This window comes from Streptomyces kunmingensis (assembly GCF_039533535.1).
In the GTDB taxonomy this organism is placed as follows: domain Bacteria; phylum Actinomycetota; class Actinomycetes; order Streptomycetales; family Streptomycetaceae; genus Streptomyces; species Streptomyces kunmingensis.
In genome coordinates this window covers 80289-93823 of the sequence record NZ_BAAATS010000027.1, presented here as the reverse complement: position 1 = coordinate 93823, position 13535 = coordinate 80289, and the positions used below count along the sequence as shown (strand labels likewise).

Below are 13535 nucleotides of genomic sequence, written 5' to 3'. Positions count from 1 at the left end.
CTACCGGCTCTGCCGGGCGGCCGGCCGGTGGTCGCCGTCGCGGTGCCGGCCACGGCCCCGCAGACGCAGGACCAGGTAGGAGACGACGGCGACGGCCACCACCGCCAGCACGACCTTCGAGATCACGCCGACGTACGTCTCCACCAGGTCCCACTGGTCGCCCAGCCAGTAACCGGCGAGGACCAGGACCGAGTTCCAGAGCAGGGAGCCGAGCGCGGTCAGGGCCAGGAACCTCGGCAGCGGCATCCGCTCGACGCCCGCCGGTATCGAGATCAGGCTGCGGAAGACCGGCACCATCCGGCCCAGCAGGACCGCCTTCGTGCCGTGCCGCTGGAACCAGGCCTCCGTGCGCTCCAGGTCCGAGACCTTCACGAGGGGCAGGCGCGCCCAGAGCCCGTACATGCGGTCGCGGCCGATGACCCGGCCGATCCAGTAGAGGACAGCGGCGCCCACGACGGAGCCGAGGGTCGTCCAGAACAGCGCCGAGACGAGTGAGATGGCGCCCTGACCTGCCGCGAAGCCCGTCAGCGGCAGGATGACCTCGCTGGGCAGCGGCGGAAACAGGTTCTCCAGGGCGATCGCGAGTCCGGCGCCGGGACCGCCGAACGTATCGACGAGGTCGGCGGCCCAGCCCGCGACGCCGCCGGTCGGCTCCGAGGCGGCGGCCAGTTCTACGTAGCGCATACGAAGGCTCCAGGCAGGGCGGTCGTGGCGTCCGAGGCGGCCGCCCCGGACTCCACCCAGGCTAGGAACCGCAGCTCAGCGCCGTAACGAAGGTAACCGTTCGGCAAAGTGCGGGTTCCCGCGAAGTGCCCTGCGGAAAACCGCACCCCGAAAAAAACCCGCCGGATCAAGGGTCAGCCCCAGATCACGGCCCCGGCCCACGCGCCCACGATCAGCAGGCAGGCGAACAGCTCGGCCAGGATGCTGGAGCCGCCCGCCCGCATGGCCGTCCGCGTGGAGGACGCGGCGTCGCCGTGGCTGCCGAGCCGGAGCCGCTCCGCCGCGTAGATGCCGCCGACGAAGCCGGGGAATGTGCCGATCACCGGGAGCACGCAGAACCCGACGAGCGCGCCGACGCCCGCCCAGACCGCGAGCTTGCGGGTCGCCCCGGCCTGCCGCAGCCGGCGCGGCGGCAACTGCCAGCGCACCACCTGGGCGGTGAGCAGGACGATGGTGGCGCCTACCAGGACGCCCCAGGCGAGGCCGTCCGGATCGCGCAGCGTCCAGACGGCGACCGCGGCCCACACGAGCCACGAGCCGGGCACGCCCGGCACCAGTACCCCGCACAGACCGAGCGCCAGCACGGCCCCGACCAGCAGGAGTTCCCACGCTCCCATGGGCCAAGGGTCCCCCAGATGCCGCGAACGCGCAGTTCAGGGGGAGCGGGGGAAGCAGGCGGGGACCGGAAGTCGGACGTCGGCGGACCACCCGCCACCCGGCTCGCGGACGTCGGCGGACCACCCGCCACCCGGCCCGCGGGCGTCAGCGCGCCACCCAGCCCCGTTCGTACGCGTGCCAGCCGAGCTGCAGCCGGGTCGTCACGCCGGCCAGCTCCATCAGCCGCTTCACCCGCCGCTGCACTGTCCGCAGGCCCAGGTCCAGCTGCTTCGCCACGCTCACGTCGGTCAGCCCGGCAAGGAGCAGGGACAGGATCTCCAGATCGGTGCCGTCGGGCCCACCGTCGCCAGCCTCCTCCACCCGGCCGGCCTCCCCGAGCCGCAGCGGCAGCGCCTGGCGCCAGACCGCCTCGAAGAGCCCGGACAGGGATTCGAGCAGGCCGCTGGCGTGCACGACGAGCGCGGCCGGTTCCGAGGCGCGCGAGGTCAGCGGGACCAGGGCGAGCGTGCCGTCGGCGATCACCAGCTTCGTCGGCACCCGGTCCATGACGCGGACCTGCTCGTCGCGCCCGATCGCCGCGGACAGCTCGGTCAGCCCGGACGGCAGGGAGAGGACCTCCCGCTCGATGACGACGCGGTAGCCGACCCCGCGGCTGACGGCCTGCGGCTCCGCGTCGTTCTCCATGCCGGTCACGGCGATCGGGTTGCCGGTGACCAGGGCGCACACCTCCGAGGTCGCGCCCAGCTGGATCTGCAGAAAACGCTGCGAGACGGCCGCCGCCCCCGTCACGACCTCGACCAGATCGTGCACGGCGGGTTCGGCGGCCTGTGCCCGGTACTCCTCGGCGAGCAGCGCGGCGGCCAGTTCGGCCTGCTCCAGGTCGTGCCGGCGCTGGGTGAGCAGCGCGCCGAGGGCGACACCCGGCGGGGCGGCCACCCAGCGGCCGGGCCGCGCCGAGGACTGCGCGGCGAGTCCGTGCCGCTCCAGCAGCCGCAGGGTGACCTCGGCGTCGTACTCGCCGAGGGCGAGGCGCCGGGCCAGGTCGGACACATCGGCCGCGCCCACCGACACCAGGGCGCGATACGCCGACTCGTGCACCTCATCCAGACCTATAGCACCCAGCATGCGGCGATGCCCCTCCCGTCCAAGCCCGTTCAGTCCCGCCCAGTCCGTTCCGTCCCCCGGTGGCGGGAACCGGCCACGGCACAAACCCGCCGCGCCCATCTTCCCTGTACCGGCCATCACTCTGCCAATGTGGCGCCACCGCAGCACCAACACCCGCCGGAAATGCGCCCTTTGGGCCGTATTCACCTGCGCTTTCACTTGGGGGAGAGCGATGCGCCCGACAGCGCGCACAGCCGTGGGGCTCGTCCGCGGCACGGCGATAGCCGTCGTCCTTGCCGTCACAGCGGCCGCTCCGGCCGGGGCACGACAGGGGAGTGCCCCGGCCGACGGCCGCCCCCTGACGGGCAGCACCACGGCAGCGGGAGGCGCCACCGCCACGGTCACCCTCGTCACGGGCGACCGCGTCGTCGTCACCACGGACGCCGAGGGGCGCAGCACGGCCACCGCCCTGCCGACCGCGCAGGGCGGCGCAGGAGTGCTCCAGACCCGCCAGTCCGGAAAGGACCTGTACGTCTACCCGGACGGCGCGCTCCAGGCCATCGCCGCGGGCCGCGTCGACGAGCAGCTCTTCAACGTCACCGGCCTGATCCGCCAGGGCTACGACGACGCGCACAGCCCGACCCTGCCGCTCATCGCCACCTACGACTCCTCCGTCGACGTCGCGCGCTCCGTGCCCGCCGCCCCGCGCGGCGCCGACCGCGGCCTCGTCCTCGACCCGGTCGACGGCGTCGCCCTGAAGGCCGACAAGAAGCAGGCCGCCGACTTCTGGGCCGACATCACCACGCGCCGCTCCCGCGCCGCCGGTGACCTGAAGAAGGTGTGGCTCGACGCGAAGGCGCAGTCGTTCCTCGACACGTCGACCAAGCAGGTCCACACCGACCAGGCCTGGGCCGCGGGCTACGACGGCAAGGGCACCAAGGTCGCCGTCCTCGACACGGGCGTCGACACCGAGCATCCCGACCTCGAGGGCCGCGTCGCCGAGTCGAAGAACTTCACCGACTCCGCCGACGCCGGCGACCACCAGGGTCACGGCACGCACACCACGTCCACGGTCGGCGGCACCGGCGCGGCCAGCGGCGGCAAGAAGAGGGGCGTCGCCCCAGGCACCACCCTGCTCCACGGCAAGGTCCTCAACGACAGCGGCTCCGGCGCCACCTCGTGGATCATCGCCGGTATGCAGTGGGCCGTCGACGAGGGCGCCGACGTCGTCTCCATGAGCCTCGGCAACCCGGGCGAACTCGACTGCTCCGACCCGATGGCGCAGGCCACGCAGGAGCTGGCCCGCTCGGCGAAGAACACCCTCTTCGTGATCGCCGCGGGCAACGCCGGACCGAGCCTCAACTCGGTCTCCTCACCCGGCTGCGTCCCCGACGTCCTCACCGTCGGCGCCGTCGACCGTGACGACTCCACCGCGGCCTTCTCCAGCCGCAGCCCCGTGCAGCGCACCCACACCCTCAAGCCCGAGATCGCCGCCCCGGGCGTCGACATCTCGGCCGCGGCGGCGGGCGGCCGGGGCGTGTACGCGTACCGGTCCATGAGCGGTACGTCGATGGCGACCCCGCACGTCGCGGGCGCCGCCGCCCTCGTCAAGCAGCGCCACCCCGACTGGGACGCCCAGCGGATCAAGGCCGCTCTCGTGTCGTCCGCCGACGCCGACATCCCCGGTGACGTCCGCGAGACCGGCGGCGGACGGCTCGACGTGAAGGCCGCTATCGACGAGACGGTGCTCGGCTCCGACGTTGTCCAGGGCGGCACCTTCAACTGGCCGCAGGACAGGAGTGATCGCACCACGGTCGCCGTCCCGTACACCAACACCACCTCCGCGCCGGTCACGCTGCGCCTGTCCGTGGACGGCGTCACCGGCAACGACGGCTCCGCTGTCCGCTCCACGGTCGCCCGGTTGGACGCGCGTACGGTCACCGTCCCGTCGGGCGGCACCGCCGAGGTCCCGCTGAAGCTCGACCCCACGGCCTCCCTCAAGGCGGCCCAGTACGGTGACGTCACCGGCCGCGTGCTCGCCACCGGACCCGGCGGCCTGCACGTCTCCACCCCGTTCTCGCTCTATGTCGAACCCGAAACGGTCACGCTGCGCGTCAAGTTGATCGACCGTCAGGGACAGCCGGCCGACGGCCCGTCCTCCCTCGACGTCATCGGCACCGACACCGCCACCGGTGAACGCCGTGCCAACGAGGGCGCCACCGACCAGACGTACCGGCTGCGCCCCGGCGCCTACTTCCTCTCCGGCTTCATCGGCACCCCGGAGACGACCGGAACACTCATCAACTCCCTTGCGTACATGGCCCGTCCGCAGCTCGACCTGCGCAGGGACACCACGGTCGTACTCGACGCCCGCAAGGCGCACAAGCTGAGCGTCAAGACCGACAAGCCCTCCGAGGTACGCGGCGTCACCCTCGGGTTCGCCCGCAGCTGGGACGAGAGCTGGCTGCACGCGGGCACCGCGGCCGGCAGCCGCACGATCCGCTCCTACTACGCCGACGTGGACGGCCGGGCGAGCGACGGCACGTTCGAGTTCGACAGCTTCTGGCGCGCCGCCGCCCCGCAGTTCACCGAGTTCGCCGTCGCGGGCGGCCCCGCGCTGCACCCGCTGACCGGCTCCACCGGCTCGGCCAACCTCGACGGCACCGGCAGCGCCCGGATCGTCGACGCGAAGTCCGGCACCGCCGAGGAACTGGCCGCGGCCGGCGTCGAGGACAAGCTCGCCCTCGTCGAGCTGCCGGAGGGCGGCAGCGCCGGTACCGTCGCCACCGCAGCCGCGAAGGCCGGGGCCAAGGGCGTCGTCATCCACCGGGCCGCGCCCGGGCGTTGGTACCCGTCCGTCGGGTTCGTCGGCGGCCCGCTCCCGATGATCGGCCTGGAGGCGGCGGAAGGAACGGCGCTCGCCGAGCGGGTCGCGGCCGGTGCCACCACGCTGCGCTGGAAGGCCACCGCGCAGAGCCCGTACATGTACAACCTCGCCTTCCCCGAGGCCGGGCAGCTCCGCTCGGACCGCACCTACCGCGTCCGCGACGCCCAGCTCGCCGAGAACAAGGCGACCTACCGTGCCATGGGCACCGCCGCCGACTACGTCGACCTCCCCTCCGCCACCCGGCCCTCCGGGCTCACCGCCTCCTTCGGGGACATCGAGACCGTCGCCGCCCCGTCGCGGCGCACCGAGTACTACTCGGCGGGCGCCACCGGCTGGGGCCACCAGGTGTCCAGCGGCTTCCCGTGGGGCGAGTTCATGATCGACCCGGTGCGGACGTACAAGAAGGGCGAGCACCGCACCGAGGAGTGGTACGGGGGCGCCCTCGCCCCGACCACCCCGCTAGACGACTCCGGTGCGCAGAGCCTCGCGGCCGAGCGGCAGGGCAACCTCATCGGTGTCGCTCCCGGCTTCTGGGGCGACGGCCAACACCTGGGCGTCCAGGGCGGTTTCGGTGACATCGGCGGGGTGCGGCTCAAGCGGGACGGCGAGATCGTCGGTGACACGGGCTGGCCGTTCGGGGTCTTCGAGGTGCCGGCGGACGACGCGGCGTACGAGATGACGCTGCGCACCGCGAAGATCGGCTCCAAGGTCTGGAACCGTTCGCCCGAGACCCTGACGACGTGGTCGTTCCGCTCCCACCTCGACGAGGACGTCTACTCCCAGGGCATCCCGCTGCTCTTCCCGCACCTGACCCTGCCGGAGGACGGGTTCAAGACCCTCGCCGCCGCCGACGGCCAGAAGATCGGACTGACGGTGACGGGGCACGCCGGGTACACCCCGGGCGCGCTGACGAAGGTCGTGCTCTCGTACTCGTACGACGGCGGGGAGACCTGGACCGAGGCGGAGACGGCGCGGCGCGGTGGTGCGTGGACCGCGACGGTGGACCATGCCGGGGCCTCCGGCAAGCAGGTCACGCTGAAGGCCCAACTGACCGACTCCAGGGGCAACTCCGTCACCCAGACGGTCACCCGGGCGTACGACGTGCGCTAGTTCGAGCGATCACCCGAACCGGTCCGCCGGGCGTCCTTCCCGTGGGGGGTGGGGCCGCCCGGCGGACCTCTTGGCAGACCCCTTGGCAGACCTCTTCCCAGACCTCTTGGCCCCCTTTAGCCGGCCTTCTCGGCGGGCCTTTCGTACGGGGAATTTTCTCGATGCCCCGTTTTCGTATGGCCCGGGCCGTGGACAATGAGGACATGAGCCAGCAGGGGGAGAGGCCCACCCGTCGCCCGGCCCAAGAGGACGACTGGTGGAGTCAGCTGTACGAAGACGCCGCCGCCGACGTCGCCGACGACACCGGGCCGGCCCCGACCGCGGACACCCTGGACGACCGCTTCGCCTCGGCCGGAGCGGTGGCGGCTCCGCCGGATCCTGTGCCGGCTCCCTGGGGCCCGGACGGTTCGCCCGGGCCCCCAGGGGAGCCCACGACCGAGGCCGCTGGGCCGGTGCTGCCCCGCCAGGATGGTTCGGCCGGGCCTTCGTGGGGGCCTGCTGCCGAGGCTGCTGGGGCGGTGGTGCCCCGGCAGGACGGTTCTGCTCCGCCTCCTACGGGAGCCACGACCGAGGGCACTGGGCCGGCGGTGCCTCTTCAGGATGGTTCGGCCGGGCCTTCGTGGGGGCCTGCTGCCGAGGCTGCTGAGCCGGTGGTGCCCCGCCAGGACGGTTCTGCTCCGCCTCCTACGGGAGCCACGACCGAGGGCACTGGGCCGGTGGTGCCCCTTCAGGATGGTTCGGCCGGGCCTTCGTGGGGGCCCGCCGCCGATGCCGCCGGGGCGGTGCTGCCCCGGCAGGACGGCCCGGCCCGGCCCTCGTGGGAGCCCACCGCCGACGCCAACCGGCCGCCGGCACCCCTCCAGGGCGAGTCCGCGGGCCCTGGGACCCGGCGCCCGGACGAGGCGACCGCGCCCGGCGCGGGCCGCCCGGACCGGCCCGGTATGACCGAGGGGCCTCGTCCGGGCGGGTCCGCCGGCCCCGACGCACCCCGTCCGGGTGGGCCCGGTAGCCCCGAGCCGGTCGAGCTCCGGGCCTCTCTGCCTGAGCCCTCGGGGGCCGAACCCCGCGCCTTTCTGCCGCCGGAGCCGGAGCCGGAGCGGGAGCGGGCCGCGGGCCTCTCCGTGGCCTATGTGGGGGACGGTCCGCCCACCTATGACGCCGAGCCCACCGCGCTGCCCGCCGCCGATCCGGACGAGCTCGAGGACCTCGTGGCCGACACCGTGCTGGACGGGGCGCGGTACGGCAGCTGCACGCTGCGGGCCGCTTCCGTGCGCGGTGACTCCGCGCGGTACCGGGGCGAGCCGCGCCGGGACAGCCTGCTCACCGCCCGCTTCGGCAGCGGCCCCGGCGCGCTGATCCTCGTGGCCATGGCCACCGGCGCCCGCGCGACGCCGGGCGCGCACCGGGCCGCCGCCGAGGCGTGCGACTGGATCGGCCGTGCCGTGGGGCTCAGCCACGCCCGCCTGGCCGAGGACATCCGGGCGGGCCGGCGCGGCGACCTGAAGTCGGGCCTGCACCGGCTGACCGACCGCAGCCTCGGCAAGCTGCGGGCCGGCGCCGCCGAGCAGGGCCTGGGCCCCGAGGAGTACGCGGCCGGCCTGCGCTGTCTGCTCGTGCCCGCCGACCCGGCCTGCCGGACCCGGGTGTTCTTCGGCGTCGGCGACGGCGGCCTGTTCCGGCTGCGCGGCGGCGAGTGGCAGGACATCGAGCCCGGCGTCGCCGAGCAGAGCGGCGCCCCCGTCGTGGGGTACGGATCGCTGCCCCCGGCCGAGACCACGGACGGCGACCGGCTCACCATGGACCTGGGCATCACCACGCCGCCCAGCCCGTACGAGCCCGCTCCCGAACCACCCCGCGACCCGTTCCGCTTCCGCGCCTCCGTAGCCCGGCCGGGTGACACGCTCCTGCTCTGCACGGCGGGCCTCGCCGAACCCCTGCGCGGCGAGCCCGGCCTGGGCCGCCACCTGGCGCGCCGATGGGAGGCGAACGAGGCCCCGGGCCTCGCCGCGTTCCTCGCGGACACCCAGGTCCGGGTCAAGGGCTACGCCGACGACCGCACGGCTGCGGCCGTTTGGGAGGCGTAACGGCGCCCCTTGTGAATTCATGGAACCGACAGGCAGCGATCGGTTCCGAAGGGGCACGTGAGTCATGGCCAAGCAGAACGTCGCCGAGCAGTTCGTCGACATCCTCGTCCGCGCGGGCGTCCAGCGCATGTACGGAGTCGTCGGCGACAGCCTGAACCCGGTCGTCGACGCGATCCGCCGCAACAGCGCCATCGACTGGGTCCACGTACGCCACGAGGAGACCGCGGCCTTCGCGGCGGGCGCCGAAGCGCAGATCACCGGCAAGATGACGGCCTGCGCCGGCTCCTGCGGCCCCGGCAACCTGCACCTGATCAACGGGCTCTACGACGCCCACCGCTCGATGGCCCCGGTCCTCGCCCTCGCTTCCCACATTCCGTCCAGCGAGATCGGCCTCGGCTTCTTCCAGGAGACCCACCCCGACCGCCTCTTCCAGGAGTGCTCGCACTACAGCGAGATGATCTCCAGCCCGAAGCAGATGCCGCGCGTCCTGCACACGGCCATCCAGAACGCGGTCGGCCGCTCCGGCGTCAGCGTCGTCACCCTGCCCGGTGACGTCGCCGACGAGGAGGCCCCCGACCAGGGCACCGAGACCGCCCTGGTCACGTCGCGGCCCAGCATCCGCCCCGGCGACGCCGAGATCGACAAGCTCGTCGAGCTGATCGACAAGGCCGGCAAGGTCACCCTGTTCTGCGGCAGCGGCACGGCGGGGGCGCACGCCGAGGTCATGGAGTTCGCCGAGAAGCTCAAGGCACCGGTCGGGCACGCCCTGCGCGGCAAGGAATGGATCCAGTACGACAACCCCTTCGACGTCGGGATGAGCGGGCTCCTCGGCTACGGCGCCGCGTACGAGGCCACGCACGAGTGCGACCTGCTGATCCTGCTGGGGACCGACTTCCCCTACAACGCGTTCCTGCCGCAGAAGGACGTCAAGATCGTCCAGGTCGACGTACGGCCCGAACACCTGGGCAGGCGCTCGAAGCTGGACCTCGCGGTGTGGGGCGACGTACGGGAGACGCTGCGCTGTCTGAGCCCGCGCGTGAAGCCGAAGACCAACCGCCGCTTCCTCGACAAGATGCTGAAGAAGCACGCCGACGCCCTCGAAGGCGTCGTGAAGGCGTACACGCGCAAGGTCGACAAGCACGTGCCGATCCACCCCGAGTACGTCGCCTCCGTCCTCGACGAACTCGCCGCCGATGACGCCGTGTTCACCGTCGACACCGGTATGTGCAACGTATGGGCGGCGCGCTACATCTCGCCGAACGGGCGGCGCCGCGTCATCGGCTCGTTCTCGCACGGCTCCATGGCGAACGCGCTGCCGATGGCCATCGGCGCCCAGTTCGTCGACCGCCACCGCCAGGTCGTCTCCATGTCGGGCGACGGCGGCTTCTCGATGCTGATGGGCGACTTCCTCACCCTCGTCCAGTACGACCTGCCGGTGAAGGTCGTCCTCTTCAACAACTCGGCACTGGGAATGGTGGAGTTGGAGATGCTGGTCGGCGGCCTGCCCTCCTACGGGACCACGAACAAGAACCCCGACTTCGCGGCCGTCGCCCGGGCCGCGGGCGCGTACGGCGTCCGCGTCGAGAAGCCCAAGCAGCTCGCGGGCGCCCTCAAGGACGCCTTCAAGCACAAGGGCCCGGCCCTCGTCGACATCGTCACCGATCCGAACGCCCTGTCCATCCCGCCGAAGATCAGCGCCGACATGGTGACGGGCTTCGCGCTGTCCGCCTCGAAGATCGTGCTCGACGGCGGCGTGGGCCGCATGGTCCAGATGGCCCGCTCGAACCTGCGCAACGTGCCGCGCCCGTGACCGCGTCCTGCCGCCCGGTGGCCCCGGGCGGCAGGACGCACGTCGCTCACACGGGCCGCAGCCGCAGCGTCAGGATCTGGAACGGCCGCAGGGACAGGGCGAGGCCGGTGACCGAGGTGTCCGCCGGCTTCAGCGGACGCTCCAGGAGGTCCGTCTCGTCGGCGCCCGCGACCGGGAACGACGCCGTCAGTGTCGCCGTCGCACGCCCGCCCCGCGACTCGTAGAGCCGCACCACCACATCACCGCTGCGGTCCTCGGCGAGCTTCACCGACTCGATCGTCACCGCGGGATCGTCGACCGTGACGAGCGGCGCGCCCGCGCCCGCCTCCGCCACCCGCAGCGGCAGGTTCAGCGCGAGCCCCTCGGCCACCGCGTCCCCGGTCGCCGCCCCCGGCAGCAGCGCGTATGTGAAACGGTGCGTGCCGAGGTCGGTCTCCGGGTCGGGGCTGTGCGGGGCACGCAGCAGCGTGAGCCGGACGGTGGTGCCGAGCCCCTGCTCGTGCGGGGTGCGGGTCACGTCGTGCCCGTACGTCGAGTCGTTGAGCAGGGCGACGCCGTACTCCTCCTCGGCCACCCGCAGCCAGCGGTGCGCGCAGATCTCGTAACGGGCCGCGTCCCAGCCGGTGTTGGCGTGCGTGGGCCGGTGCACGTGCCCGAACTGGATCTCGGCCGCGGACCGCTCCGCGTGCACGTCCAGCGGGAACGCCGCCTTCAGCACCTTCTCCGACTCCTGCCAGTCGATGTCGGTGATGACGTCGAGGCGGCGGCTGCCCGCGGCGAGTTGGTACTCCTGCGTGACGCGGGACGCCCCGAAGGCGCGGGTCACTCGAACGGCGACCCGCAGCGGCCCGTCCTCGACCAGCTCCACCGACTCGGCGTCCGTGAGATCGGTGCGGGTGTGCCGGTAGTGCGCGTCCAGGTCCCAGGCGTCGTACTGGGTGGGGTGGTCGGGATGCAGCTGGAGGAGGTTGCCGCGGGTGCCGGGGGCCAGGACCTCGCGGCCGCCGTGGTTCAAGTCCCGTACTGAGGTGAGGAGTCCGTCGCTGTCGACGGTGACGGTCAGGTGCTCGTTCGCCAGCACGATCGCGTCGGTCTCTTGGGTCGCCGCGGCGTGGGCGCCCGGCCCGCGGGTGTGTTCGGCGGCCTCGGCCAGGCTCCGGGTGCCGAGCCCGTCGACGTTCACATGAATCAACTGGCCATCGTGGGCGACCACTTCATTGCGCGCGTAGGGGGAGGCGTTGAATGCCGAGGCTCCGCCCGCGCCGAGGTGGCGTACCGCCTCGCTCGTGATCCCGTCCAGCTCGGCCAGCACCTGGGCATAGGTGTCGCGGGCCTCCCGGTGCACCCAGGCGATCGACGATCCGGGCAGGATGTCGTGGAACTGGTGCAGCAGAACCGTCTTCCACAGCCGGTCGAGAGCGTCGTACGGGTAGGCGTACGACGCGTCGTGCAGAGCGGCGGCCGTGCACCACAACTCGGCCTCGCGCAGCGCGTGTTCGGAGCGACGGTTGCCCTGCTTCGTCTTCGCCTGCGTCGTGTACGTCGCCCGGTGCATCTCCAGATACAGTTCGCCGGACCAGACGGGCGCCTTCGCCCCGTACTCCTCGTACGCCGCCTGGAAGAACGCCGACGGCTTCTCGATCTCGACGCGCGGTGAGCCCTCCAGGGAGCGCAGCCGGCGGGCCTTCTCCAGCATCTCCCGGGTCGGACCGCCCCCGCCGTCGCCCCAGCCGAAGGGGACGAGGGAGCGCGAGGCGCCGCCCTTCTCCGCGAAGTTCCGCTCGGCGTGCGCGAGTTCACGGGCGTGGAACTGCGCGTTGTAGGTGTCCACCGGCGGGAAATGCGTGAAGACACGTGTGCCGTCGATGCCCTCCCACCAGAACGTGTGGTGCGGCATCTTGTTCGTCTGGTTCCAGCTCAGCTTCTGCGTCAGGAACCACCGGGCACCCGCCAGCTTCGCCAACTGCGGAAAAGCGGCGGTGTATCCGAAGGAGTCGGGCAGCCAGATCTCCTCCGTCTCCACGCCCAGCTCGTCCCGGAAGAACCGCTTGCCGTGCACCAGCTGCCGGGCGAGCGCCTCACCGCCCGGCATGTTCGCGTCCGACTCCACCCACATCGAGCCGACCGGCGCCCAGTTCCCGTCCGCCACCGCCTTCTTGATCCGGTCCCAGATGTGCGGCTGGTGCTCCTTCACCCACGCGTACTGCTGTGCCTGCGAACACGCGAAGACCAGCTCCGGGTAGTCCCTGGCGAGCGCCGTGACGTTGGCGAACGTGCGCGACGCCTTGCGGACCGTCTCGCGCAGCGGCCACAGCCACGCCGAGTCGATGTGCGCGTGCCCGGTCGCCGAGACGCGGTGCGCGCTCGTGTGTGCCGGACGGGACAGGACGTCGGCGAGTTCCGCTCGGGCCGCCGCCGCCGTGCCGGACACGTCGTGCAGATCCAGTACGTCCAGCATCCGCTCGAGCGCTCGCAGGATGTCGTGGCGCCCGGCGCGCTCCGCGTCCAGCTCGTGCATCAGCTCCGAGAGCACCTCGACATCGAGCACCAGATGCCAGACGGCCTCGTCGAGTACGGCCAAGTCGGCAGAGCGGAATCGGTAGATGGGGCGATCCCCGGCGGTCAGCACATCGCCGAGCGGGGTGGGCTCGAAGTCCCGCAGCACCGCCGGGTTGGCCGCCGCCTCCAGCAGCAGATTCACCGGCTCACCTCCGGCCGCGGGCGCCGCGACCGTGAGGTGCCGGTTGCGCGGATGGATGCCCTTCAGGGGTACGCCCTCGGCGTCGTACAGCAGCCCCTCCGCCTGGAATCCGGGCCCCTGCCCGGAGAATCCGGGGTCCACCACGACCTCTACGTGGCGCCCCGCCCATTCGGCGGGGACCTGCCCCTCGATGCGGAACCAACTGGTCGACCAGGGTGCGCCCCACGCGGTGCCGGGCTCGAAGGGTTCGTACGTTCCTGCCAGCGCCTCGGCCACGGGCACCGGCTCACCGGGGGCGTGCCAGACGCTCAGCGTCAGCGGTGTGCGCGCGGCGTACTGCGCCGGTCGTACGAACTGGCGCATTGCCCGTTCGAGTCGGCCCTCCACGAGGTGTCGGTCGTCGTGCACGGCGGCTCCTTGTCGGTACTCGTCCTGCGGGAATCCCACGCTTCCTTCCCCGCACGGCCTGTGGACACCCGTGGGAGGTGGACGAATCAA

Annotated in this window: 7 protein-coding genes; 3 read left to right on the top strand and 4 right to left on the bottom strand. The window is 72.5% G+C overall.

Annotated features, from left to right (window positions below):
* The 3 genes from ABD366_RS28755 to ABD366_RS28745 all read right to left on the bottom strand — a co-directional run bounded on the left by ABD366_RS28755 (position 1) and on the right by ABD366_RS28745 (position 2466).
* On the bottom strand, positions 1-684 hold the full coding sequence (locus tag ABD366_RS28755; protein WP_324769713.1) for a DedA family protein: 684 nt from the start codon (positions 682-684) through the stop codon (positions 1-3).
* Between the two features lie 173 nt (positions 685-857).
* Complete coding sequence (locus ABD366_RS28750; RefSeq protein ID WP_324769712.1) at positions 858-1340, bottom strand: DUF456 domain-containing protein; 483 nt, start codon at positions 1338-1340, stop codon at positions 858-860.
* 145 nt (positions 1341-1485) lie between these two features.
* Positions 1486-2466, bottom strand: a complete 981-nt coding sequence (locus ABD366_RS28745) for a helix-turn-helix transcriptional regulator (RefSeq protein ID WP_324769710.1) — start codon at positions 2464-2466, stop codon at positions 1486-1488.
* 211 nt (positions 2467-2677) lie between these two features.
* Here ABD366_RS28745 and ABD366_RS28740 point away from each other — a divergent pair, with 211 nt between their 5' ends.
* From ABD366_RS28740 to ABD366_RS28730, 3 genes are all read left to right on the top strand, one after another.
* A complete protein-coding gene (locus ABD366_RS28740; RefSeq protein WP_324769709.1) occupies positions 2678-6442 on the top strand; it encodes a S8 family peptidase in 3765 nt (1254 codons plus the stop codon).
* 266 nt (positions 6443-6708) lie between these two features.
* A complete protein-coding gene (locus tag ABD366_RS28735; RefSeq protein ID WP_425576984.1) occupies positions 6709-8526 on the top strand; it encodes a protein phosphatase 2C domain-containing protein in 1818 nt (605 codons plus the stop codon).
* Positions 8527-8590: 64 nt separating this feature from the next.
* The gene (locus tag ABD366_RS28730) at positions 8591-10336 is read left to right on the top strand and encodes a pyruvate dehydrogenase (RefSeq protein WP_324767924.1); all 1746 of its coding nucleotides are present in this window, start codon (positions 8591-8593) and stop codon (positions 10334-10336) included.
* 46 nt (positions 10337-10382) lie between these two features.
* Here ABD366_RS28730 and ABD366_RS28725 read toward each other — a convergent pair whose 3' ends face one another.
* A complete protein-coding gene (locus ABD366_RS28725; RefSeq protein WP_324767925.1) occupies positions 10383-13445 on the bottom strand; it encodes an alpha-mannosidase in 3063 nt (1020 codons plus the stop codon).
* Positions 13446-13535: the final 90 nt, after the last annotated feature.